The organism is Lentibacillus songyuanensis (genome assembly GCF_039548255.1).
GTDB classification, from domain to species: Bacteria; Bacillota; Bacilli; order Bacillales; family Amphibacillaceae; genus Lentibacillus_C; species Lentibacillus_C songyuanensis.
Genome location: NZ_JBCLVH010000007.1, coordinates 144,272 through 168,584, shown reverse-complemented (window position 1 = coordinate 168,584; position 24,313 = coordinate 144,272). Strand labels below are relative to the sequence as shown.

The following is a 24,313-nucleotide window of genomic DNA, read 5'->3' as shown; positions in this document are numbered from 1 at the left end:
AGTACTGTCACTTTCTGAAGGAAGCATGCTATTCTTTTAGTTATTGCCACCAACCAAATCAAGAAGTACCCGCCTCTCCATAACAAATAGACGTGTCTGGGTTCGCGAAAAAGAGCCGAACCCGCACGTTTAAATATATGTCGAACTGTATACGATCAACGTAACGATCCTAAGCAGCGCCAAACAAGTGTCGACCAATACCCCCATAAGCATCCCTGACGTTACTCCCTACCACTTTATTAAAGCTGGAGATGAATCATCTGAAATCATAAAAGGGAGGGTAGATGATACAATGCTCCAAATAAATCTTTTTCAGATCCAATATCTGCCTTCTAATCTATATTTCCATAAACAGCATTCATGCTATCCAATATCAATATCACTTTTTTCCCACACCTTGCACAAAGTGACCCACCTCTCACATACAGTATATCAAATGGACGAAAACGTGGTAAAAGAGGTGAATATAATGGCCCGATATTATCGTTACAAACTGCCGCCATGGGCAAGGAATTGTCTGTTCATCTGTGAAAAATGCACCCTTCCCATCTTAATATTCCAATTAGTACGTACCCTGTTTTTCCCAACCACGCTGGATGTGTTCTTGTTGGGAGCACTTGTCGGGATATTTCTAGCCTTTTATTTAAAGTGGATTTAGTTTTCCGCTTCATCAGCGGTTTCTGTTTCCGTCTCTGAATCCGAAAACTCTAGCCATTTCCCGGCAAACAATAATTTGCGATAGGCACGCTGTAACTGTTGGACCATATCAACTTGAGCGGTTTCCGATGGGTTATTTCGATATTGACCGATCCGATCCATGTAATCCGTGGGATCTAATAAATAAATCGAAAGCAAATATAATTCAGCATTTGACAGTTGATTCTTCTTGGTGTAATCCGTAAAGCTGTGAAGCAAATCATCGACCGGATCGTCATAATCCGTTACAATCGTGTGATACATGGCTGCCAGATCACGTGTCGCATTATCATAATAGGCATGCTCCCAATTCGTAATGTAGGTCTGCTCCCCAAACAGACAATGGGAGAAATCGAGCTGACCATGGCACAAACAGGAACGCCACTCGGATTGTCCATTTACTTCATCGATAAATCGCTCCACCCGCTGATCCAGTTCCCGCATCACACTGTCCAAATCGCGATAATGGGTACAAACCAATAATTCCACAGGCGACATATAGCGGCTTTTCTCAAACAGCTCTACACATTCCAACAGCAGTTTACGGTTGGTCTGAAGTGTTTTCCGATAGGATGTGAAACTAGCAGTAATTTTTTCAGCATCCATGGTAAACGACTGTTGTGTTTTTGCATGGATATCACCAATTGTATGATACAGCCGCTTGATTTGCTCTTTTCTTCCCAGCTCCTTTTCTGATATCCAAGGGGTTAGATAGTAAAAAGAATAACTATCCGAACGGGACAACTCCCCTTGATTGGTCATATAAACGGGAAGGATTGACGAGATATGTTGTTGATATGCCTGATTGTAGACATTTTCCCATTGGGCAACCGCCTCACTTGTCAGCTGGCTTCTTTTTAAAGCATAAGCACGCTGGCCATCAAAAATTCGCAGCACGTTTTTCGTGATTTGCTCTTGTGAAACAACATGTATCGGATAAGACGCTAGGATTTGTCTTATATCTTTCATATTATCGAGCCACCTTTAAAAATAAATACCCCTTGAGAGACAAGGGGCATAACCAATTATTGCAGCTAATCCACTATTCTATGTTCAAAGCATTGTTCACCTTTTTTTGGTTGGAATATATAGAATTTGACCTTCTGAAACGGTGTCATCCTCCAGCCTGTTTTGTTTCATTAGTTGCATCGTGGTAATTTTATAACGGTCAGCAATGGTTTCTAAAGTATCCCTGTCCTGCACAATGCAAACACGCATACTGGAAAAGTGTTCTTCCTCATTACGAAACATGTCAGATAAATAACGGACATCTGCCGGTTGATTGCCATCTAATTCGGCATTTTCATTAATTTGCGGCCGTTCATGCGTTTGCTTGCTATCTGTGATTTCAGTTATCACTTCTGGACTGACAAGACTGGATGGATCCGCTTGACTTTCCCGGCTGCTTTCATCGACACTAAAATACTCCGGAGAATACGAGGCTTCGACGGATGGTTCAACGTCCGATTCCGCATACGGACTTTCCAATGTTGATGGGGAAACGCTTGATTCAACTTCTGGTTCAGGTTGTTTAAAAAACTCCGCAAAGCTTTGTGTCTTTTCATGTTTCCAGCGATCGGGCGAACTCGATGGCTCAGATAATGTTTCCGATTCCGTGGATAATATCGGCATATCCTGATGTTGCGAAGACTCTGAATCAAAAGGTGACTCCAGTTCTTGCGGCTCTTTTATATCGAAATCAAACGTATGATCATCATCCGCTTGGTAATCATATGCCGGTTCATCTCTCGGGCTCTCTTCTTGTTCACTAATACCATGAATGGCAATCGTTGAGGCAAAGGTAATTTGATTTTGCGTTGGTAATTCGTAATCAAACGAATTGATACTAACCGTTACATCCTCTAAATCTCCGACACGATAGGTAGGTACGGAAATTTCAACAGGAAACCGATGCGAGAATTCAGCCCCGCCTTCCACTAAGTCTTCCACCCGTTCCATATACCGCCGTGCATGATATTCTTCATCAAATTCAACCGTGTTGTTCTGTTCCTGATTTTGCCCATTCGCCTTTACATACTCCCCACGAAGCTCGATAACGCCTCTAATGGAAATATACTCATTAAAGGGTTGAATCGATATCTCTGGATCTAATGCGATTCCTCGTATCTCCTCAACTTCCTGTCCCTTTTCAAAATATAACGATTCATTCAGCTCAAAACTGAAAACAGCTTGATCATTTGACAAATGACTTCCTCCCTTCAACAAACTAACTCCTATCCCTTTAGCTCTGTCTTCTTCAATATATGAAGAGGAAAAGAAAGTTATGCCAAAAAATGAGATCACTGAAAAAGTATCTTTCATGATCGTTTGCAAGAAAGCAGTCTAAAACGTGCGGTTGCGGGGGCTTGAAACCGCAGGAGCAAACCCGAAACGTGCGGGAGCCATGCCAATACGTGCGGGAGCTATGCCAATACGTGCGAGAGCTACGCCAATACGTGCGAGAGCTACGCCAATACGTGCGGGAGCTACGCCGAAAGATATACCATACCAAGCTTAGCACACTTTAAAAATACAAAAAATCCGAGCGCATACAAATTCCATTGTTAGAAATTTGTATACGTTCGGATTCGTTAGTCACCGTCTCTTTGCTACTTTTCTATTTTCGAAAATGCGGTACGTACCGCTTGAATCGTCTTTTCAATATCTTCATCCGTATGGGCTGTTGACAAGAACACCCCTTCAAACTGTGATGGCGGCAGGAAGATTCCTTCTTCAATCATGGCTCGATAATATTGGGCAAAGTAATCCAGGTTAGAAAGATTTGCTGTTTCAAAATTAATTACCGGTTCATTGGTGAAGAACACACCAAACATGGAGCCGGCGCGATTAATATGCAACGGAATCGAATAATCGATCGCAGCTTGTTTATATCCTTCGATAAGCCGATCAATTTTTTGATTGAGTTGCTCATACGCTTCCTCGTTCATCGCCTGTAATGTTTCATACCCAGCGGTCATTGCCAACGGATTTCCGGACAACGTTCCAGCTTGATAGATGGTACCAGTTGGAGCGATGCGTTCCATAATTTCCTTCTTACCGCCAAATGCACCAACAGGTAGTCCACCGCCAATCACTTTTCCTAAACAAGTTAAATCCGGGGTGACGCCAAAATATCCCTGTGCACAATTATAATCAACCCTGAAACCGGTCATGACTTCATCAAAGATTAATAGTGTGCCATTGTCTTCCGTAATCGTGCGTAATTCATGTAGGAAATCTTCTTGTGGCGGTACAACCCCCATATTTCCTGATACAGGTTCCACGATAACAGCGGCTAATTCTTTCCCATAGTTGGCAAAAGCTAAGCGCACGCTCTCGATATCATTGTATGGAACGGTGATCGTATTGGCTGCGATCGATTCAGGGACACCTGGTGAATCCGGTAGTCCTAACGTAGCTACTCCAGATCCCGCCTTAATTAATAACGAATCCCCATGACCATGATAACAGCCTTCGAACTTCAGGATTTTATCTCTGCCTGTATAGCCTCTGGCAAGTCGTAGTGCACTCATCGTTGCCTCGGTACCGGAATTCACCATCCGCACCATTTCGATCGACGGTACCCGGTCCTTAACAAGCTGTGTTAATTTATTCTCCATGAGTGTTGCTGCACCAAAGCTTGTTCCTTTTGCAGCCGTTTCCTGTAGTCGTTTAACAACCCGATCATCTGCATGTCCTAAAATTAGCGGGCCCCAGCTGAGCACATAATCAATATACTCGTTCCCATCGATATCGGTTATTTTGGAGCCTTTTCCATGATCCATAAAAATCGGCGACATATCCACTGATTTAAAAGCCCGAACCGGCGAATTGACTCCGCCCGGCATTAATTCAACAGCATCCTCATACGCAGCGATTGATTTCTCAAAACTTTTCATGTTCGATCACCTCATTCTCAAAATTATGACCCGTCAATGATTATTCACTCAACCATTTTGCAACATCTTTGGAAAAATACGTAATAATTAAGTCACAACCAGCACGTTTCATAGATGTTAAGATTTCCATTACCAATTCCCGTTCATTAATCCAGCCATTTTGTGCTGCCGCTTTTACCATCGCGTACTCCCCACTAACATTATAGCCAACGAGCGGTGCATTACAGGTATTCTTCACATCTCGCACAATATCAAGGTAAGACATCGTCGGTTTGACAATCAGAAAATCCGCGCCTTCCTCGATGTCTGACTCTGCTTCACGTAATGCTTCCAAGCGATTGGCGGGATCCATTTGATACGTTTTTCGATCGCCAAACTGTGGCGTACTGTCGGCTGCATCACGAAATGGACCGTAGAAAGCAGAAGCATATTTCACCGCATACGACATAATTGGTACATTCTCAAAACCAGCTTCATCCAGCGCTTGGCGTATTGCTGCAACAAAGCCATCCATCATATTGGATGGTGCAATAATATCGGCTCCAGCTTTAGCTTGCGATACCGCCGTTTTCGAAAGCACGGCAAGTGATTCATCATTAGCAACTTCTTCCCCATGAATGACCCCACAATGACCGTGTGATGTGAACTCACATAAACATGTATCCGCTATGACAAGCAGTTCCGGCGCCTTATCTTTAATGGCTCGTGTCGCCTGCTGGACAATCCCTTCATCGACAAACGCTCCTGTTCCAACCTCATCTTTTTCATTCGGAACACCAAAAAGGATAACTGCTTTAATGCCTAATGACTGCAGCTCGTTTATCTCCTCATCTAAATAATCCAATGAAATTTGAAACACCCCAGGCATCGAAGGCACCTCATTTTTCACCTTTGTTCCTTCTACAACAAACAATGGATAAATTAAATCATTTTTGTTTACTTGATTTTCTCGCACTAAATCACGCATCACTTGTGATGAACGTAAGCGGCGATGCCGTTTAAAATGTAACGTATCAGACATAATACATTATCCTTTCTTAGGAAATATAATCGCAAGTTATTTTGATCATCTCTTCCACCGTAAAGACTTCCGGTGTGATCGTATTTGTAAAACCAGCCGACTTGGCAGCTTGTTCCGTTGTTGTTCCAATACAGGCTACAGGAATGTGTTTAATGGAATCGATGGTGCCTGTATGCATCTCTATAAATGCCCCCACAGTTGAAGGGCTTGTAAACGTGATAAAGTCAAAGGCATTCGTTTCGATCAGCTGATTTAACCGATCCTTGACTGCCAAATTAAACCCGGTTTCATAGACTTCGATAGTATCAAATGAAATCTGATGTGCTGCCAATTGTTCCGGTAACACGGTTCGTGAACGATTTCCCCTGACAAGCAAAACCGGATCAACAGATGAATACCTGGCTAAAAATTCTTCAGCCATACGATCAGCATTATAAATGGATGGAATAAAATCGGCGGTATATCCATATTTCTGTAATACAGCCGCTGTTTTATGTCCGACCACAGCTAATTTAGCGGAAAGCCCCATGTCGGTTCGAATGTTTTCATCCATCAGTTGAAAAAAACAATCGACACCATTTGCGCTCGTAAAAAAAATCCAGCGGTAGGCAGATAACTGATTCCATATTACGTGGTGTGCTGCTTTTCGCTTACAGGAAAGGCTTAACAGCGGTGCCACAACCGGTTCACCGCCATGTTGTATCACGATATCAACCAATTTTCCCGCCTGTTTTTCTTCTCTCGTAATAAGAATTCGCGCACCATGTAAGGATGCCTCCATTACTTGTCAAGCTCCTCTTTGACATCGTCAACAATATCTTTCGCACCGCGCTGAATTAATCGTTCCGCTGCTTCTTTTCCTACCAAAGCAGGATCTGTACCGCGAATCGTTTCTTTTAAGACGGTTTTGCCGTCAGAAGTAGCTACTAATGCTGTTAAGATTACCTCAGCGTCCTCCAAATGGGCGTGACCTGCAATCGGGATTTGACATCCGCCTTCCAACAGATGTAAAAAGGTTCGCTCGGCGGTGACTGTTTTATTCGTATATGCGTCATTTAGCCGCTGAAGCATTTCCCGAATCTCCTGATCGTCCTCCCGACACTCAATCGCAAGTGCACCTTGGCCTACTGCAGGCACACACATATCTGGCTCCAAATACTCGGTAATCAGGTCCTCGCTCCAGCCCATACGTTTTAACCCGGCCGTTGCCAGGATGATGGCGTCATAATCCTCTTCTTCCAGTTTACGAAGACGCGTCTCAATATTTCCCCGAATGGATTTAATCGTCACATCTGGTCTAGCTGCCAAGACTTGTGCAGCCCGGCGCAGACTGCTTGTTCCAACGATGGCTCCTGACGGCAATTCGTGCAATGCAACATGGTTTTTGGCAATATACGCATCGCGATGATCCTCCCGTACAGGGATAGAGCCAATCACCAATTTTTCCGGAAGAACTGCTGGCATATCCTTCATGCTGTGGACCGCAAAATCAATTTCGCCATCATACATGGCCTGTTCAATTTCCTTGACGAACAAACCCTTTCCGCCAACTTTTGATAACGTGACATCCTGAATGCGATCACCTTTTGTAACAATTTTCTTCAGTTCAAATTCATTTTTTACACCCATTTTTTTCAATTGGTCAATGACCCATTCTGTCTGTGTCAATGCCAGATTGCTTTTTCTAGATCCGACGACAATTTTACGCAATATGTTTCCCTCCAACTAGCCAAAATGGAAATTTGATAACATGCTTGATAAAAAGAAATTTATTAATAAAATCAAAAATGCTGCTGCATTATAAACGGAGATAACCTTTCCCTGATAGCCTTTTAGCAGCCGTAAAAGTAACGATACAATATACGCTGCCAAAACAAGCAGCGAACCAATTGTTTTTAAGTCAAACCAATAAAATTCCGCATTCGCTACATGCGCCCAGACAACACCCAAAATAATCGCGATCATCAGCAGTGGTACACCAATGGTAATTGCCATAAAGGAATACACATCAAGCTGACGAAGATCTCCTAACCGCCACATCCATTTAATGCCTTTCTTACGCTTTAATAACTGATATTGAACAAGATACATCATCGATAACAAAAAAGAAATGGTGAAAAAGCCATATGAGATGATTGCTAAGGCAATATGGGTAACCAAAAGTTCATTGACCAATTGTACCCCGCGCTGCGGCATTGCTTCCTGCGTTTTTGCTGATATATATAATAGCAAAATAAAAAATCCAAATACATTCGTAAAAAACACAATAAATGGAATGGGAAAAAAACGGCCAATGATCAACGAAAAAGTGGTAAGCACCCAAGCGTAAAAGAACAGACTATCATGGATCGTGAAGACTGGCAATGCAGCATTAAATAATATTTCCGTTAATAGAAATGCGGTCTGGATAGCCCAAACCATACTAAGTAACCAGAAGGCAGCTTTATTGACCCTCCGGTTACGTTGTATAAAATCAATAAAGTATCCGACTAAACTCAGACCGTAAATACATAGAACGATTTCGTAAAGCCATTTTGATTCCATCATACAAAATGTCCCTTCACCCTACTGAACGTTGACATTTTCCAATTTTCGGGGGGATACATTATTCATTTGCTCGGCTTTTATATGCTTCTTTGCCTGCTCCTGTTGCTCAGCCTCTACCTCTGCGTTAATCCCAAAGATATCTATAAATAAAGCTAATGAATCAGCGGCATTATCAGATGCAGCCAATTCTTTTGCCTGGGTAACAGGTTCTTTTAGTAATTGATTAATGATGCTCTTTGTGTGTTTACTTAATACCTTTTTCTCGCGAGCTGTCAGATCCGGCATCTTTCGCTCAATGCTGTTCATGGTCTCTGCCTGAATGGCCAGCGCCTTTTTACGTAATGCTGTGATAACCGGAACAACACCCAACGTTTGCAGCCATTCATTGAATAGGACGATTTCAGCTTCCAAGCCTATTTCAATCGATTCAGCTGCTTTTTGCCTTGCTGCCAGGTTCGCATCAACAATGTGTTGTAAATCATCAATATCATATAAAAACACGCTATCCAACTCACTAATTTTTGGGTCAATATCCCGTGGAACGGCAATATCTACCAAAAAGAGCGGACTGCCTTTGCGCTTTTTCTGGATTGGTTCCAGATCTTCCTTTGTTAACACAAAGGAGTCAGACCCTGTTGAACTGATCAGAATATCTGCATGTTGGATAACTTGAGGCAATTTCTCTAACGTTTGCGCTTTTGCTTGAAATTCCTTTGCCAATGATTGCGCCTTTTCCAAGGTGCGATTAATAACGGTTATTTCTGATACTCCTGAGCCATGCAGGTTTTTAGCAGCTAACTCACCCATTTTTCCGGCACCAAGAATAACGACATGCTTCTGGTTGAGATCACCAAATATTTTCTTTGCTAATTCAACTGCAGCGTAGCTAACCGAGACAGCCTGTTCGCCAATTGTTGTTTCTTTATGTGCACGTTTAGCAAACGTAATCGCTTGTTTAAATAATTCATTAAAAATCGTTCCAGTTGTTCCTTCCTGCTGGGCAATCTGAAATGCTTGTTTCACCTGTCCCAGGATTTGCGTCTCTCCCAATACCATGGAATCAAGTCCTGATGCCACCCGAAACAGATGTTCAATCGCCCCGTCGGCTTCCGCAATTTGTAAATAGGAAGTAAATACTTCTTTATCCACCTGAAACCAATCCGATAAAAACTGTTTAATGTAGTAGCGTCCTGTATGCACTTGATCAACCACTGCATATATTTCCGTACGATTGCAGGTCGATACAATAACATTCTCCAGAATACTTTTCTGGCCCTTTAGTGTTTGCATCGCTAGGACAATATCCTTTTCTTGAAAGGTCAGTTTTTCCCTGATTTCTACTGGGGCTGATTTGTAATTTAAGCCTACTTTAAGTATATGCACGTTGTTTACCCCCATAAAGCTGTTATATCCCGATAATAATTATAGTATTATTTCAATGCTACCGTTTATTATACCACGAATACGGTTCATTATTTTTGGGAAATGTGAACAGAATATGAAACCATATCATTGAATAAACCGTATTAGAAATTGAACTCGTTTGTACTCTATCACAACCATATGCGAGAAGCAAGAAATCAATTCAGCCACTATTTGAAAGGAAGCAATTCACATGAAAAAACAACACGCTTTTGCCGGATATTTGCTTATCGGTCTTGGCGCCTACTTCTTCATGCGTGAATTAGAGGTACCGTTCCTAAGTGATTTCAATTCCTGGCCAACTATGTTAATGATTATTGGATTGGCATTGCTCATTCATAGCTACAGTTCGAGAGATTATCAGCATTTATTCACAGGGACCCTTCTTTTGGGGTTTGGTATCCATTGGCATGGAACCAGTCACTACGACTTTTGGGTGAACCATTGGGCCGTTTATCCGCTCATTATCGGTATTGCGTTTGTTGTCCGGTCGTTACGCACAAAAAGAGGTTTTTTGCTTGGTATACTGCTTGTTATTGTATCCCTTTTATTTATCTTCCCGATCCAGCTGCCGAAATGGCTCAATTGGGTATATACCGGGCAAGATTACATGGAACGTTTTTGGCCAATTCTTATTATCATTATTGGAGTTTATCTGTTGCGGAGAAAGAAATGAGGCAGGATTAAAAGTTTATTGGTTATAGAGAAATCTTTGATGTTAATTACACATAAACTGCGGCGTAAGGGATTATTGCTTTTGTAGCGTAAAACACTATACTAGCGAATGGAATACATGCCCTTCATAACGTCAATGAAGCCACGAAGACGAAAAAATTCACCGCTTTCGTGGCCTCATCGCTTTCATGAGATCACGAAGGCAAGAAAAATCACCGTGTTCGTAGCTTCATTGCTTGGATGAAGTCACTTTTCCTGAAATTTCAGCTTCATTCCGGGCCTCATAACGTCGATGAAGCCACTTTGTCCGGAATTTCAGCTTCGTTCCGACCCTCAAGCAGCCAAGTCGCTAGCTGGACGATGGAGCATCAGCACGCGTTATTGAAAATCAACAGATCCCTACGTCGCATTTTATAGCAACTGCGTATGACATTTAACCTAAAAAATTTTTCTAAACTCTCCATCCTGTTCGTTCGTCCTTAGTGTAGAAAGTATTCGTTATTGTCCCAGCCACAGTTTTTTGTGTAAGGTTAACGCCGTTAGGGATTAAAGATACGATCTCAGTACTCCCCATGCCTCGTCCTTGCCTTCACCTGTTTCAGCGGAAAATGGCAGGACGATATCCTCTGCTTCCACTTGCAGCGTTTCCCTGGTTCGCTTCAAATAAGCTGCACGTTTCCCTTTTGGAATTTTATCAAGCTTGGTCGCAATAACGATAACTGGAAGCTCAAAGTATTTTATAAAGTCATACATTTGTACATCATCTTTCGTCGGTGCATGCCTAATATCTGTGATGAGCAGCACTGCCTTTAACGTGTCACGGGTTTGAAAGTATTCTTCCATCATCTGACCCCATTTTTCCCGCTCTTTCTTGGAAACCTTGGCATACCCATAGCCTGGAACGTCCACAAAGTAAAATAAATCATTAATTTTATAAAAGTTTAATGTCTGTGTTTTCCCTGGCTTTGACGAGGTCCTGGCCAGATTTTTACGAGCAATCAGCTTATTAATAAACGATGATTTGCCCACATTGGAACGACCAGCCAGCGCAATTTCCGGGAGCTGGTCGTTCGGGTATTGTTTTTGACTGACAGCACTAATGATAATTTCAGCGTTTGTTACTTTCATTGTTTTCCCCCACAAGCGCATGCTTTAATACTTGATCCAAGTGTCCTACAGGGATAAATGTTAAATCATTGCGGACACTTTCCGGTATATCCTCTATATCTTTTTTATTATCTTCCGGAATAATGATCGTAGTGATGCCGGCTCGATGCGCACTTAATGATTTTTCTTTGAGACCGCCGATTGGCAAAACACGTCCCCTCAAGGTAATTTCCCCTGTCATTGCTACTTCTTTCTTAACAGCTCTGCCGGATAATGCTGAAACAAGCGCGGTAGCCATGGTAATCCCGGCTGAAGGACCATCTTTCGGGGTTGCTCCTTCAGGGACATGGATATGAATATCGTATTTTTCATAGAAGTCAGGTTCAATTCCCAGTTCTTCGGCGCGTGAACGGATATAACTAAATGCTGCCTGGGCAGACTCCTGCATTACATCACCTAATTTCCCGGTTAGGGTCAATTTTCCTTTGCCTGGGTAATGAGATACCTCAATCGACAACGTATCTCCACCTGCTGTTGTGTACGCGAGACCCGTTGCAGCACCAACCTGATCCTCTTTCTCCATTTGTCCGTAACGAAAGATTGGCTTTCCCAGTATGTCCTCCATGTTCTTTTCGGTTACCACCACCCGCTTCTTATCCGCTGAAATAATCCGTTTGGCGGCCTTTCTGCAAAGTTTAGCAATTTGCCGTTCCAATCCTCTGACACCTGCTTCACGGGTATATTGGCGAATCAATTTAAGCAGGGCATCATCACGGATTTGCAGGTTCCCTTTTTTTAACCCATTTTCCTTCATTTGTTTTGGTACTAAGTGTCGCTTCGCAATATGGAGTTTTTCTATCTCTGTATAGCCTGCGATAGAAATAAGCTCCATTCGATCCAGTAATGGTCCAGGTATGTTATTTACGTAATTGGCTGTTGCAATAAACAGTACATTCGATAAATCATACGTTTCTTCAATAAAATGATCGCTAAAATTACTATTTTGTTCCGGATCAAGCACCTCCAGCATCGCTGAAGATGGATCGCCGCGAAAATCATTGGACATCTTATCAATTTCATCCAATAGAAATACGGGGTTTGTAGTTTCCGCTTTTTTCATTCCTTGAATAATTCTTCCAGGCATGGCACCAATGTATGTCCGGCGGTGTCCTCTAATTTCTGCTTCATCACGAATTCCACCAAGGGAAATACGCACAAAATTCCGGTTAACAGAAGCGGCAATCGATTTGGCCAATGATGTTTTTCCAACTCCGGGCGGGCCAACCAGACATAAAATCGGTCCCTTAATCGATTGGGTCAGTTTTTGCACAGCCAAATATTCCAATATCCGTTCCTTTACTTTATCAAGCCCGTAATGATCCCGATCCAATACATATTGTGCTTTCTCGATTTCAATCGTGTCCTCCGTTTTTTTCGTCCACGGCAATGCAAGCAGCCATTCCAGATAATTTCGGATAACGGAGCTTTCCGCAGAGCTTTGGGGCACTTGTTCATATCGGCCAAGCTCCTTTAAGGCAACTTCTTTTATCCGATCGGGCATCCCGGCGTTTTCAATACTTTCCTGTAACTGACCTATTTCTCCGGTTTTGCCATCCTTTTCACCAAGTTCATTTTGGATTGCCTTTAACTGTTCCCGTAAATAGTATTCTTTTTGGGTCTTTTCCATGGATGTTTTTACCCGCTGGCCAATTTTTTTCTCCAAATCAAGCACTTTTTTCTCGTTGGAAATGAGTTTGATTAAATACTGCAGGCGACTTTTTACATCCTCCATTTCCAATATTTCTTGTTTATCCTTTAATTTCAGGGATAAATGTGATGCAATAATATCCGCAAGACGACCGGGTTCATCAATATCAGAAACCGTTGCAAACGTTTCTTTGGTTATTTTTCGAGAGACTTTCGTGTATTGCTCAAATTGTTCCAGCAATGACCGCATTAAGGCCTCTTCTTCATGTGTGTTATGACTTATAACCTCTAACGGATTTATTTCCACTAAAAATTCATCTTTTTCTTCTATAAAACGGACGATTTCAGCCCGGTACAACCCTTCAACAAGCACACGAATCGTGCCATTAGGCAGTTTCAACATTTGATTTACTTTAGCAGCTGTACCAACACGATAAATATCATCGGGTTCCGGGCTATCCACACTTACCTTCTTTTGGGCAGCAAGAAATATCGTCTGATCATCCATCATTGCCTTTTCCAATGCTGCAACAGATTTATCTCGTCCAACATCAAGGTGTAACACCATTGACGGAAAAACAAGTAATCCGCGTAATGGGAGGAGGGGAAGTTGGTTCGTATCGTTTGTCATGTTATGTACCTCCATAGGTTCTTAAGTTATTCTATGTCTTTCCTTTATCTTCTAAATTCTATAGAAAACTCATCCATTTGTAAACGCATTTGTGTGTATTCAAGTTTTGTGAACTGTATTTAGTATTGCCGTTAGAAAAACAAACATACGAAAGAGCAGAGGCTAAATGAGATATAGTCTGGCCCTGCAAATTGTATCGTTCACCTGTGCAAAACAGCGGTTTTCACCGAACTTAGAAGTAAAGGAAACATGCTATTCAAGTAAAAACATGCTTGAGAGCAGCATACCCTCGGGTCGATGTTTTCTCATTTTCGGTTGATGCCCACGCGCCTCGGTCGATATTTTCTCGTTTTCGGTTGATACTCGTGCTCTTCGGTCGATGTTTTTTCCTTTTCGGTTGATGCCCATGCGCTTCGGTTGATGTTTTCTCGTTTTCGGTTGATGTCCACGCGCTTCGGTTGATGTTTCTTCCTTTTTGGTTGATGTCCACGCGCTTCGGTTGATGTTTTCTCCTTTTCGGTTGATGCTCACACGCCTCGGTCGATATTTCTTCCTCTTCGGTCGATGTTTTCTCCTTTTCGGTCGATGCCCACTCGCTTCGGTCGATGTTTTCTCCTTTTCGGTTGATGCCCACTCGCTTAGGTTGATGTTTTCTCGTTTTCGGTTGATGCCCACGCGCTTCGGTCGATATTTCTTCATTTTCGGTTGATATTCACGCTCTTCGACTGATCTTCGCACTCCTGGGGCGATGTTTCATCATATCAAGTTGATGCGCCATTTCTAGTTTCAGGTTTTACCTCTACAGGATCGATCGAACGCCCTTAGCCGAACTCCCTTGTTGTGATGTGGAATTTATATACACGCTTAATTTAAAAAAGACCAGCCAAAAGCCGTCAGTCTACCTTATAATAATCATCATAAAGGAGACAACGAACTTAAGGCCAGCCTCAGACTTACTAGGGACTTATAGGATTCGATCCTGTGACTCGCTGTACAAGTTAGGCACTTTCTTTAGGAAGCTTTTCATTTCCCTGGGTAACCGTGCCATCTCGGAATACAAGTTTTGGACTACCATTTTCCTCTGATACGGTTTCTTTGGTAATCACACAGCGTTCGATATCCTCCCGTGAAGGAAGTTCAAACATCACATCAAGCATGATTCCTTCAATAATGGATCGAAGTCCTCGAGCACCTGTTTTTCGCTCGATCGCACTTTTAGAAATTTCGAGGAGAGCCTCCTCTTCGAATTCCAATTCGACATCATCCATTTGGAATAACTTCTCATATTGCTTGACGAGCGCATTTTTTGGCTTCGTTAAAATTTCCACGAGCGCATCCTCGTCTAATGGTTCCAACGCACCGATTACAGGAAGTCGGCCGATAAATTCCGGGATAAGTCCATAGCGCAATAAATCCTCTGGTAACACTTTGGATAATAGTTCTCCCACTTCCAGATCGGCTTGTTTTTCATTCGCCCCGAATCCAATGACTTTTTTACCAAGTCGGCGTTTAATAATTTGATCAATACCATCAAATGCGCCGCCGCAAATGAACAATACATTTGTTGTATCGATTTGAATAAACTCCTGATGTGGATGCTTTCGACCACCTTGAGGAGGAACACTAGCCACGGTTCCTTCCAATATTTTCAATAGTGCCTGTTGGACACCTTCGCCTGAAACATCGCGGGTAATCGATGGGTTCTCGGATTTGCGGGCCACCTTGTCAATCTCATCAATATAGATTATGCCCTTCTCTGCCTTCTCCACATCATAATCAGCAGCCTGAATTAATTTTAATAAAATATTTTCAACATCTTCCCCGACATAGCCGGCTTCGGTTAACGAGGTCGCATCCGCAATCGCAAATGGTACGTTCAATATTCGTGCCAACGTTTGCGCGAGTAATGTTTTACCACTGCCTGTAGGCCCTAGCATCGCAATGTTACTTTTGGAAAGTTCTACATCATCTGCACTTTTAGGTGCGTTAATACGTTTATAGTGGTTGTAAACAGCTACTGACAAGTTCTTTTTCGCCTTTTCTTGTCCGATTACATAATCATCAAGAATTTCGCAGATTTCTTTTGGTTTTGGTACTTCCTTAAACTCTGTTTCTTCCTCGGTACCAAGTTCCTCTTCCACAATTTCTGTACAAAGATCAATACATTCATCACATATATAAACACCAGGTCCAGCCACTAACTTCCGAACTTGATCCTGACTCTTCCCACAAAATGAACATTTTAATTGGCCTTTTTCTTCGTTAAATTTAAACATTTCATTTTCACCCCTAAAATTCACTTCACTTTTCTACTATGATAATTACATTTCCATTTCCAACTTTATAGCCATCATATCAGATCGCTCCTGGAAAACAAAACAATACACTTTACAGGCTAACAGCTAGATCTTATTTCTATCTATATTTTTTTATTATGGAGAAATTAATAAAAAAGTCAAATCATAACTATCGCTAGTATATGTTCCTCTGCCTATAAAAAGTAGCAATTAGCAAAACAAGACACGAATCATTCGCGCCTTGTTTAGTATTTACCGTCTTCAGTTGTAATTAAACCCATTCTCATAAATTATTTATTTGGTTGTACTGTTATCCACCAAGAAATCAATCGCCTTTTTAAACTTCAAATCTTCTTTAATGGCATCGGTATTTCCGCCAAGCATTTGTTTTAGTTGATCAACTTCTGTACCGTATGTGGATGCCATGTTTTCCAGTTCAGCATCTGCATCTGCGTCCGTTATTTCCAATCCTTCTTGCTCAAAAATAGCATCGAGAACAAGATTCGTTTTCACACGCTTTCCTGCATCTTCTTTCATTTGATCACGCAACGCTGCTTCGTCTTGTCCGGAGAACTGCTGGTACATTTCCATTGTCATCCCTTGCATTTGCAGGCGCTGTTCAAATTCTTTTACCATGCGGTCCAGTTCCGTGTCGACCATTACAGATGGCACGTCTACCTGTGCATTATCGGAAGCCTGTGTAATTAACGATTCACGCGTTTGATTTTCCGCATTTTGTTTCTTTTGTGCTTCCAATTCTTCTTTTTTCTTTGTTTTCAATTCGTCAAGCGTTTCGACTTCTTCATCGACATCTTTAGCGAATTCATCATCCAGCTCTGGTAGTTCTTTTGTTTTAATTTCGTGGATTTTGACGTTAAATGTCGCTTCTTTACCAGCTAATTCTTCTGCATGATAATCCTCCGGGAAGGTAACACTAACCTCTGTGTCTTCACCAGCTGTTTTACCAATCAGTTCATCTTCAAATCCAGGGATAAATTGACCCGAACCGATTTCAAGTGAATGGTTTTCCGCTTTCCCACCATCAAATGCTTCACCGTCAATGAATCCTTCAAAATCCATAACCACGGTGTCACCTTGTTCTACGGATCCTTCTTCTTTAACGATGAGCTCTGCGTGATGTTCCCGTTGATGTTCAATCTCATGGTCAACATCCTCATCGGTTACGGTTGTATCTTGTTCTTCTACTTCCAACCCTTTATATTCACCAAGTGTTACTTCAGGCAAAACCGTTACTTTTGCAGTAAAAACAAGTTCTTTTCCTTGTTCAATTTCTTCAATATCAACAGCTGGCTGATCCACCGGCTCAATGCCTGTTTCTTCGACAGCTTTCATGTAAGCGTCCGGAAGCACGATATCAACGGCATCCTGGTATAATGATTCGACACCAAATCGCTTTTCAAAAATTTTACGTGGAACTTTTCCTTTACGAAATCCAGGAATTTGTACCTTTTTTACGACTTTCTTGAACGCCTGATCCAGCGCCTTATCAAAATCGTCTGCACTGACATCAAAAGTCAGTACCCCTTCATTGCCTTCTTGTTTTTCCCATTTTGCTGTCATGCTATTTCCCTCCAAAATCTATTCATTCCATTATTTAATCATGGTTCACGATCATTGTAGTTTGTACAAGAATATATATGAACTAAGAAATTGCAACCATCTTATTATAACATAATTAATGGCCCTTTCAAGCATTTACTAAGGTTTACTCATCAATGATGGACAAATATAACAATTGACTTTCTTCAATGGCACGTTTATAATACAAGAATTTCCTTTCACCATTTTCGCCTGTTACTGACAAATTTAATCGCTCCTTGCCGATACTGACTAGTGCATCAGCAATGGCTGGCACATCCTCACTTGGCGGCATGATCGGATAATGAACATATGTATATTGATAGATCAATTTTTCCAATAACACATATAACGTAGGGTTTTCCTGTTCCAGTTCCCCGATAAGCAGCTTCGTTTGCTTTATAATCGGATGCTTATCCCATGTTGTTATTGCTGTCGGAACTACTGTCAGGCTTTGATCGGATTTATGTATCGTTACCTTTTCTGTAACGTGCATTTCCTGCATCCACTGAAAGATTGCTGTTTTAACAACTGGGTGAATTTGTTCATTAGTCAACAACGGATCTATTAGTTTCATAACTGGCATTGCTTTTGTCTTCCTGATTTTCTCGATGACGTGCCATTGTTTCGTATGTTCCTGTTGCTCGACAGCTTGCAGTAAATCTTTTATGTATTTCGTCATCTTTTTTTCTTTTAACTGGTCATTCATTTCCTGACTTATATCGTATAACTGTTGAAATTGTTCATGGAAAGGATTTGGAATTTCGCCCATTTTCCATTCTGCTTCCACTTGTTCGATCAATGCTTCATATTGGCTTGTTTGAAATAGTAACGTCAGATAAATATGTACATATTGGTAATGATTTTCATCGTTGATCGTTATTAAATCTTCACATAAATCCTGGGCATCATCGTAATGACCCAGCTCCATTAAACAAATCAGCTTGCCAATCATAATTTCATGACTTTGAACTTTATAGCTTATCAGCTTATTTAATTTATCCAATGCTTCATCGTATCGTTTTTCTTTCAGTGCTGCCAAGCTTTCTTCTTCAAGTGTTGTTTTCCACTTGGGAAACAGGACGACATTGTGGTTATCGTGCATCTCTTAACTCCTTTCATTTTTAATCTGTTAAATGGTTGCATGGAATATACATACCCTCGCCTAAATAAGGTGAAACCTTCCAGTAGTTTTTTTGCTTGGCAGGATAAGTATACAATAAAAAAATTACCTATGTAAAAAAAGAAACCTATTTGAATTGTGATAGGTTTCCTTACTACAAGCGTCCCAGGCAGGATTCGAACCTGCGACCCACAGCTTAGAAGGCTGTTGCTCTATCCTGCTGAGCTACTGGGACATCATTATATGTATGGAGCGGGTGAAGGGAATCGAACCCTCATCATCAGCTTGGAAGGCTGAGGTTTTACCACTAAACTACACCCGCATCGTGATGTTCTAGAAACTAAATTATTTTTAGCAGACAAGAATTATTATATACATGGACAGGATTTTTGTCAATAGTTTTCGCCCTAAAAAATACGATCAGGCTTACCTATTCTGTTCAAACCCGAATGGATAAGCTCTGATCAGAAACAATCCTTAAGCCTGAGCAGACAAGGACGTTTGATATGTAAGTTCCTCTACCACATCACCAGCCACCGTATAAAAATGAACATGGACTTTATCAATTGTTTCCCAATCCATGAGCGCATACGTACGTTCTGCTCGATTCCGGGGCATGCGGATACTCCCCGGGTTAATGAATAATTGATTTCCCGAATTCTCCGCTCCAGCAATATGCGTGTGCCCGAAGCAAACAATCTGCGCATGATCCTCTTGTGCCCGGTAGGCGAGATTCATCAAATTCCGCTTCACCTGATAAAGATGCCCATGAGTAACAAATAGATTGATACTATCCAGCCTAATCACTTGTTCATCAGGAAACCTGGAGTCACTATCACAGTTGCCAGCCACTTTTATAAATCCCTCAAGCGGATCTGCATCCATATCCAGCTCCGAATCACCGCAATGAACCATGTAGTCTGCATCATGTCGCTCTTTGATTTGCTGAAGTTCCTGGGTAAGACCATGGCTGTCGCTTACAATTAAGATATTTGGCAATCTGATCCCACTCCTTCCACGTTACTGCTATACTGTTCCCTAATAAAGAATGCAAATAAACACCCTTTAAAAAATTATTTCTCTAACAGCTTAATCAGTGACGAAATATCTGTTTCCAGTTTGGCTATAGCGTGTTTCCGATGACTAATGGCGTTCTTTTCTTCCGGGGCAAGCTCAGCCATCGTCTGTGAATAACCCGATGGAATAAATACCGGATCATACCCAAAACCATTCTCACCTTTAGGCTCTGTCGCAATACTACCAGTGCATGTGCCCTTATAAAAAAGGGTTTCATGATTTGGCACAGCAACCGCGAGCACACAGACAAAATGCGCCTGGCGTTGTTTTGGCTTCCATCCATTCAGCTCGTCCAATACCTTTGCCACATTTTTCTTATCATCCTTTGCTTCCCCAGCGTAGCGTGCGGAGTAAATACCTGGTCTGCCGTCAAGCGCATCAATGACCAATCCCGAATCGTCCGCTAACACAGGGATCTGCATACGATTTGCAATCGCCTCGGCCTTAATAGCAGCATTTTCTTCAAATGTCGTTCCTGTTTCTTCAATATCCGGAATCGTTTCTGCTAAATCCAATAAGGAAACAGCCTGAAGGTGAAATTTCTTGAAGAAATCCTTGAATTCTTTTGCTTTCCCTGGATTTTTAGTGGCGATAATCAACTGTTTCATTTGTTCTCCTCCGTTTTCGTTACTGTTTCACCGATCCGATCCGCCAATGTACCGAGTATTTCGCGTTGTTTGTCAATGATGGAAGCTAATCCTTCATTGGCCAAGGAAAGCATGGTCAGTAACTGATCTGCGGAAAAAGTTGCTTCTTCCCCAGTACCCTGAATTTCCACAAACTCACCAGCGCCTGTCATCACGATATTCATATCCACATCTGCTTTGGAATCTTCTTCATAGTTCAAATCCAATATTTCTGTTCCATCCGGCAATACACCTACAGAGGTAGCCGCTAGAAAATCAGTAACCGGCATTTTGCTGATTGCCTTTTTTTCCAAAAGTGTCCCGAATGCTTGGACAACTGCGATAAATGCCCCGGTAATGGAAGCAGTGCGTGTTCCACCATCAGCCTGGATGACATCACAATCCACCCAAATGGTGCGCTCTCCTATTTTATCCAAGTCAACGACAGCCCGTAATGCCCGGCCAATCAGACGCTGGATTTCCATCGTTCTCCCGCTCACTTTCCCTTTAGACGATTCACGAATATTTCGCTGATCCGTTGCCCTGGGAAGCATGGCATATTCCGCTGTTATCCAGCCTTTGCCTTGCCCGCGCATAAACGGAGGAACTCTATCTTCAATACTTGCATTGCAAATAACTTTTGTCTCCCCAACCTGAATAAGAACAGATCCTTCAGGGTGCTTGATAAAATTTGGGGTGATCGTAATTGGTCGTAAACTATTTGTTGTGCGTTGATCCTTTCTCAATCTACACTCCTCCTTAAGACAACTATAATCGTAACATATTTTTCGCAGATCGAACATGTTCATACACATGTGTTCTCAAAATAAAAAAAGGGCTGTGTAACCAGCCGCTTCATATTATAGCTTTTTTGTTTGTGTTACCATTTCTTTTGTAACCGGTTTGGTGTATTCTTCCCCATTCTCATTAAACAGTTTATCGACATCCTCAACTTGTACATTCACGGCGTCAACATCTTCCTGTTCAGTCAACGTTCGCACCAACGTTTCCACCACATCATCCGAAATCATCGTCTTATCTTTCTTCTGTAACACATTTTTATCAAATACAACATCCAGTACACCATCATGTAGTGACGGCTTCGCAGCTAACGATACATCTGAATTAAATACTTGTTTACTATTCACTGCAGATCCTGGTCCATCAACCAAAGCTTGCACAATCGAGCTGTACACATCCTGATCATCATTTGTGGCAATATGTTGCGTCACAGGTACATAGTAATTAGACTCGTTATATTCGGCTGGATAGTACATCGTCACTGCTTTACTGTCAATGAGATCCACGGTATCTGTTTCTGTTAGGTTAATCCCGTTTGCCCGCGAATAACCGTTTCCAATTGGTGTTCCATTTACAGGCATTTCGGCCTGCGGATACCCATTTATCTCTAATTTCATTTCATCTACACTATCGAATTGCGTTACGGTGTAAGTCATTGCTTCTATTATTTTTTGTTCATCAGCTGCTTCGTAATTTTCAAATTCCTTGGATACATCCACGACAAGGGTGCCGTCATCCTGCAAGTCCAATCCGGAGATTTCTGTACCCGCTGGAAGAACCGCTTGAAAGCCGTTTGGAAGAATATTAGCAACCGGTCCATCCTTCACTAAGTATTCTAACGCCTGGGCTGCAACTCCCAGCGAATCATCTTTCGGCAGCTCCACTGTCTGCGGTGCAACCATTCCATTCGCATCGATTAAAAATAGTTGACGCTTTACCGTCTCTTCTGTTGACCCTTTTTCATCCTTTGCTTCCTTATCAGTGGCTTGATTATCAAGGTTGTCTACTTGTTCCGCACCTTCCCCTTTTGGCGGATCCATTTCTTCATTTAACGATTGCTCCCCCTTGAAACATCCTGTCAATATGATGGAAATACTCATTATCCCAGTCATAAGTAATACACCGCGCTTGTGCATGTTATTCCCTCCTACGATGGTTTGTACTATTATATATACGAGCCTATCGTAAAATTAGACCAACCAATGCTAAAAAAAATCAGGATGCATCGTCCTGATCATAGAAATAACATACAATTTCATCCCAGCGGGAAAGGTGTTCTCGTTACATTCGGTTTAATTTAGGATAACTGCCTTATCAATAGATACCGTTTGAAAGTCAGCAGTAGTTTTAAAAATGTCTTCTGCAATTTTACGAAAGACGTCTAATTCACCCGTTGCATAAAACTGGTGTTCAGGATGGTGCTCGCCTGTATATAATTTGTTGTGAAATGCCAAAATTGCACTTGCTTCACGCGCTGTCTCTTCACTAGAAGAAATCACCGTCACGTGTTCTCCCATCACTTCCTGAATTGTATTCTTAATTAGCGGATAGTGCGTACATCCTAATATTAATGTATCCATGTGTTTTTCCTCTTTCATCGGTTTCAACGTTTCCTCGACTACTTGTTTTGCCATTGCCCCAGTTAATATGCCTTGTTCCACCATTGGAACAAGCATCGGACAGGCCAGTGTATCCACATAAATATCTGCTCGAATCTCGCTTAGTGCCTTGGGGTAAGCGTTACTGTTTATGGTCCCCTCCGTGCCAATCACACCGACAAAACCATTTGTTGTCGCGTTAATTGCTGCCCGAGCACCAGGCTGAATAACCCCAATTACCGGAATCGTTAAATTCTCCTGTAATTCCGTTAATGTAAACGCAGTAGCGGTGTTACAGGCAATGATCAGCATTTTAATATTCTTTTCCAACAAGTATTCAACCATTTCCCAAGTAAATTTTCTTACCTCATCTTTTGACCTTGGTCCATAAGGGCATCGCAATGTATCCCCGAGATAGATCAATCGTTCTTTCGGCAATTGCCTGATTAGTTCATGGGCAACCGTTAAACCACCAACCCCTGAATCAATAACCCCGATTGCATCTTCCACAAAAATCGCCTCTTCTTTACTATTAGTATTGATCATGAACGTCCTTCATTTGGATATGAAGCAAAGCTAATAATTCATTTAAACTCTCCATCTGTTCTTGTGAAAAGTGTTCCAGTATCTCGCCAAGATACTCCTGACGTTTTACAATAACTTCTTTAATAATTGTTTTTCCTTTTGTTAATACATGTATGCGAACGACACGTCGATCGTTTGCGTCACGCACCCGTTCCACAAGTTTATTTTTTTCCATGCGATCGACCAAATCAGTGGTTGTGCTGAATGCTAAGCCATTTTTCTTTGAAAGTTCACCAATGGTTAAATCGCCTTCCTCTATTAACCACTGCAATGCAATAAACTGCGGCGAGGTAATCGAATAATTGGCTAATATTTTCCGGCCATTTCGCTTAATAATACTTGCTATATAACGCAGCTTTTTTTCCAAGTCTGCTACCGTTTGGGTTGTACATTCATTTTCCAATTGGCATCCTCCCATGATTCACCTATATCATTCATTTTTTTATCTTAACATAAAATGTCCGAATGCCTTAGAATAAACGTTTATTATTTGTCGATTTTTGTTGACTGGCGGAAGATTCCAGCAAGAAGCAACGTACATATTATCTAAATAGGTTAAGAATCTAATCAATTTGTGCGCACCGATTATAATCCAGTTCATAAGCTAATATTGACTAAATAATTTCCCTTCAACCTGCAGCTCTATGACAGTAAGGAGGGGTTAACATTTGAAGGACAACGAGTATAAACCGAAGCAATTATTAACAAAACGAGAAAAAGAAGTATTCGAACTCTTAGTACAGGACAAAACAACTAAAGAAATTGCCCAGGACTTGTTTATATCTGAGAAGACTGTCCGGAACCATATTTCAAATGCTATGCAAAAATTGGGAGTCAAGGGGCGTTCACAAGCAGTTGTAGAGCTCCTTCGTATGGGGGAATTAAAGCTCTAACGAAAAGCC

23 protein-coding genes and 2 tRNA genes are annotated in these 24,313 nt (G+C 41.7%); 3 read left to right on the top strand and 22 right to left on the bottom strand.

Annotated features, from left to right (window positions below; translation table 11 throughout):
* Positions 1-654: 654 nt before the first annotated feature.
* Together WMZ97_RS09540 and spoVID are read right to left on the bottom strand one after the other, a co-directional pair.
* The gene (locus WMZ97_RS09540) at positions 655-1,665 is read right to left on the bottom strand and encodes a phosphotransferase (RefSeq protein ID WP_343271849.1); all 1,011 of its coding nucleotides are present in this window, start codon (positions 1,663-1,665) and stop codon (positions 655-657) included.
* A 96-nt stretch (positions 1,666-1,761) separates the two neighbouring features.
* On the bottom strand, positions 1,762-2,901 hold the full coding sequence (gene spoVID, locus WMZ97_RS09535) for a stage VI sporulation protein D (RefSeq protein ID WP_343271848.1): 1,140 nt from the start codon (positions 2,899-2,901) through the stop codon (positions 1,762-1,764).
* A gap of 145 nt (positions 2,902-3,046) precedes the next feature.
* Between spoVID and WMZ97_RS09530 the strand changes: the two genes are divergently transcribed.
* A complete protein-coding gene (locus tag WMZ97_RS09530) occupies positions 3,047-3,214 on the top strand; it encodes a hypothetical protein (protein ID WP_343271847.1) in 168 nt (55 codons plus the stop codon).
* 91 nt (positions 3,215-3,305) lie between these two features.
* Here the strand turns inward: WMZ97_RS09530 and hemL are convergent, their stop codons facing one another.
* The 6 genes from hemL to hemA are packed head-to-tail and all read right to left on the bottom strand — an operon-like array spanning position 3,306 to position 9,546.
* Complete coding sequence (hemL, locus tag WMZ97_RS09525) at positions 3,306-4,595, bottom strand: glutamate-1-semialdehyde 2,1-aminomutase (RefSeq protein WP_343271846.1); 1,290 nt, start codon at positions 4,593-4,595, stop codon at positions 3,306-3,308.
* 40 nt (positions 4,596-4,635) lie between these two features.
* Positions 4,636-5,616 carry a porphobilinogen synthase gene (hemB, locus tag WMZ97_RS09520; protein ID WP_343271845.1) on the bottom strand — a complete coding sequence of 327 codons (981 nt, stop codon included), beginning with the start codon at positions 5,614-5,616 and terminating at the stop codon, positions 4,636-4,638.
* Between the two features lie 16 nt (positions 5,617-5,632).
* Positions 5,633-6,397, bottom strand: coding sequence for a uroporphyrinogen-III synthase (locus tag WMZ97_RS09515; protein ID WP_343271844.1), 765 nt, complete (start codon positions 6,395-6,397; stop codon positions 5,633-5,635).
* Entirely contained in the window at positions 6,397-7,326 is a 930-nt protein-coding gene (hemC, locus tag WMZ97_RS09510) for a hydroxymethylbilane synthase (RefSeq protein ID WP_343271843.1), read from the bottom strand. The genes WMZ97_RS09515 and hemC overlap by 1 nt, the downstream gene beginning before the upstream one ends.
* 15 nt (positions 7,327-7,341) lie before the next feature.
* Positions 7,342-8,163 carry a cytochrome C assembly family protein gene (locus WMZ97_RS09505; RefSeq protein WP_343271842.1) on the bottom strand — a complete coding sequence of 274 codons (822 nt, stop codon included), beginning with the start codon at positions 8,161-8,163 and terminating at the stop codon, positions 7,342-7,344.
* Between the two features lie 18 nt (positions 8,164-8,181).
* On the bottom strand, positions 8,182-9,546 hold the full coding sequence (gene hemA / locus WMZ97_RS09500) for a glutamyl-tRNA reductase (protein ID WP_343271841.1): 1,365 nt from the start codon (positions 9,544-9,546) through the stop codon (positions 8,182-8,184).
* A 232-nt stretch (positions 9,547-9,778) separates the two neighbouring features.
* On the opposite strand from hemA, the gene WMZ97_RS09495 reads away from it, so the two are divergent.
* Positions 9,779-10,261 (top strand): LiaI-LiaF-like domain-containing protein, encoded by a 483-nt coding sequence (locus WMZ97_RS09495; protein ID WP_343271840.1) that lies wholly within the window; start codon positions 9,779-9,781, stop codon positions 10,259-10,261.
* Between the two features lie 545 nt (positions 10,262-10,806).
* Here WMZ97_RS09495 and yihA read toward each other — a convergent pair.
* The 14 genes from yihA to WMZ97_RS09425 all read right to left on the bottom strand — a co-directional run bounded on the left by yihA (position 10,807) and on the right by WMZ97_RS09425 (position 23,814).
* The gene (gene yihA / locus WMZ97_RS09490) at positions 10,807-11,388 is read right to left on the bottom strand and encodes a ribosome biogenesis GTP-binding protein YihA/YsxC (protein WP_343271839.1); all 582 of its coding nucleotides are present in this window, start codon (positions 11,386-11,388) and stop codon (positions 10,807-10,809) included.
* On the bottom strand, positions 11,369-13,705 hold the full coding sequence (gene lon / locus WMZ97_RS09485; protein ID WP_343271838.1) for an endopeptidase La: 2,337 nt from the start codon (positions 13,703-13,705) through the stop codon (positions 11,369-11,371). Before lon ends, yihA begins: the two co-directional genes overlap by 20 nt.
* A 252-nt stretch (positions 13,706-13,957) precedes the next feature.
* Positions 13,958-14,443, bottom strand: a complete 486-nt coding sequence (locus WMZ97_RS09480; RefSeq protein ID WP_343271837.1) for a hypothetical protein — start codon at positions 14,441-14,443, stop codon at positions 13,958-13,960.
* Between the two features lie 260 nt (positions 14,444-14,703).
* Positions 14,704-15,981, bottom strand: a complete 1,278-nt coding sequence (clpX, locus tag WMZ97_RS09475) for an ATP-dependent protease ATP-binding subunit ClpX (protein ID WP_343271836.1) — start codon at positions 15,979-15,981, stop codon at positions 14,704-14,706.
* Between the two features lie 315 nt (positions 15,982-16,296).
* Positions 16,297-17,583 carry a trigger factor gene (tig, locus tag WMZ97_RS09470; RefSeq protein WP_343271835.1) on the bottom strand — a complete coding sequence of 429 codons (1,287 nt, stop codon included), beginning with the start codon at positions 17,581-17,583 and terminating at the stop codon, positions 16,297-16,299.
* A gap of 145 nt (positions 17,584-17,728) precedes the next feature.
* Positions 17,729-18,706, bottom strand: coding sequence for a tetratricopeptide repeat protein (locus tag WMZ97_RS09465; protein ID WP_343271834.1), 978 nt, complete (start codon positions 18,704-18,706; stop codon positions 17,729-17,731).
* Between the two features lie 179 nt (positions 18,707-18,885).
* Positions 18,886-18,959, bottom strand: a tRNA-Arg gene (locus WMZ97_RS09460).
* A gap of 13 nt (positions 18,960-18,972) precedes the next feature.
* Positions 18,973-19,046 (bottom strand) — tRNA-Gly (locus tag WMZ97_RS09455).
* A gap of 155 nt (positions 19,047-19,201) precedes the next feature.
* The gene (locus tag WMZ97_RS09450; RefSeq protein WP_343271833.1) at positions 19,202-19,723 is read right to left on the bottom strand and encodes a metallophosphoesterase; all 522 of its coding nucleotides are present in this window, start codon (positions 19,721-19,723) and stop codon (positions 19,202-19,204) included.
* Between the two features lie 74 nt (positions 19,724-19,797).
* The gene (locus WMZ97_RS09445) at positions 19,798-20,409 is read right to left on the bottom strand and encodes an XTP/dITP diphosphatase (protein WP_343271832.1); all 612 of its coding nucleotides are present in this window, start codon (positions 20,407-20,409) and stop codon (positions 19,798-19,800) included.
* Complete coding sequence (rph, locus tag WMZ97_RS09440; RefSeq protein ID WP_343271831.1) at positions 20,406-21,173, bottom strand: ribonuclease PH; 768 nt, start codon at positions 21,171-21,173, stop codon at positions 20,406-20,408. Before rph ends, WMZ97_RS09445 begins: the two co-directional genes overlap by 4 nt.
* Before the next feature lie 114 nt (positions 21,174-21,287).
* Positions 21,288-22,364 carry a GerMN domain-containing protein gene (locus tag WMZ97_RS09435; RefSeq protein WP_343271830.1) on the bottom strand — a complete coding sequence of 359 codons (1,077 nt, stop codon included), beginning with the start codon at positions 22,362-22,364 and terminating at the stop codon, positions 21,288-21,290.
* Between the two features lie 156 nt (positions 22,365-22,520).
* Positions 22,521-23,336 (bottom strand): glutamate racemase, encoded by an 816-nt coding sequence (racE, locus tag WMZ97_RS09430; protein WP_343271868.1) that lies wholly within the window; start codon positions 23,334-23,336, stop codon positions 22,521-22,523.
* A gap of 22 nt (positions 23,337-23,358) precedes the next feature.
* Positions 23,359-23,814 carry a MarR family winged helix-turn-helix transcriptional regulator gene (locus WMZ97_RS09425; protein WP_405027672.1) on the bottom strand — a complete coding sequence of 152 codons (456 nt, stop codon included), beginning with the start codon at positions 23,812-23,814 and terminating at the stop codon, positions 23,359-23,361.
* A gap of 265 nt (positions 23,815-24,079) precedes the next feature.
* On the opposite strand from WMZ97_RS09425, the gene WMZ97_RS09420 reads away from it, so the two are divergent.
* Positions 24,080-24,304: a helix-turn-helix domain-containing protein gene (locus WMZ97_RS09420; protein ID WP_099158690.1), complete on the top strand. Its 225-nt coding sequence runs from the start codon at positions 24,080-24,082 to the stop codon at positions 24,302-24,304.
* Positions 24,305-24,313: the final 9 nt, after the last annotated feature.

Bases quoted from the DNA above. Each gene is read 5' to 3' on its own strand.
- lon (WP_343271838.1), bottom strand. From the start codon at position 13,705: ATGACAAACGATACGAACCAACTTCCCCTCCTCCCATTACGCGGATTA.
- WMZ97_RS09540 (WP_343271849.1), bottom strand. From the start codon at position 1,665: ATGAAAGATATAAGACAAATCCTAGCGTCTTATCCGATACATGTTGTT.
- WMZ97_RS09495 (WP_343271840.1), top strand. From the start codon at position 9,779: ATGAAAAAACAACACGCTTTTGCCGGATATTTGCTTATCGGTCTTGGC.
- WMZ97_RS09435 (WP_343271830.1), bottom strand. From the start codon at position 22,364: ATGCACAAGCGCGGTGTATTACTTATGACTGGGATAATGAGTATTTCC.
- WMZ97_RS09445 (WP_343271832.1), bottom strand. From the start codon at position 20,409: ATGAAACAGTTGATTATCGCCACTAAAAATCCAGGGAAAGCAAAAGAA.
- yihA (WP_343271839.1), bottom strand. From the start codon at position 11,388: ATGAAAGTAACAAACGCTGAAATTATCATTAGTGCTGTCAGTCAAAAA.
- WMZ97_RS09515 (WP_343271844.1), bottom strand. From the start codon at position 6,397: ATGGAGGCATCCTTACATGGTGCGCGAATTCTTATTACGAGAGAAGAA.
- clpX (WP_343271836.1), bottom strand. From the start codon at position 15,981: ATGTTTAAATTTAACGAAGAAAAAGGCCAATTAAAATGTTCATTTTGT.
- hemL (WP_343271846.1), bottom strand. From the start codon at position 4,595: ATGAAAAGTTTTGAGAAATCAATCGCTGCGTATGAGGATGCTGTTGAA.
- WMZ97_RS09465 (WP_343271834.1), bottom strand. From the start codon at position 18,706: ATGCACGATAACCACAATGTCGTCCTGTTTCCCAAGTGGAAAACAACA.
- tig (WP_343271835.1), bottom strand. From the start codon at position 17,583: ATGACAGCAAAATGGGAAAAACAAGAAGGCAATGAAGGGGTACTGACT.
- WMZ97_RS09505 (WP_343271842.1), bottom strand. From the start codon at position 8,163: ATGATGGAATCAAAATGGCTTTACGAAATCGTTCTATGTATTTACGGT.
- hemB (WP_343271845.1), bottom strand. From the start codon at position 5,616: ATGTCTGATACGTTACATTTTAAACGGCATCGCCGCTTACGTTCATCA.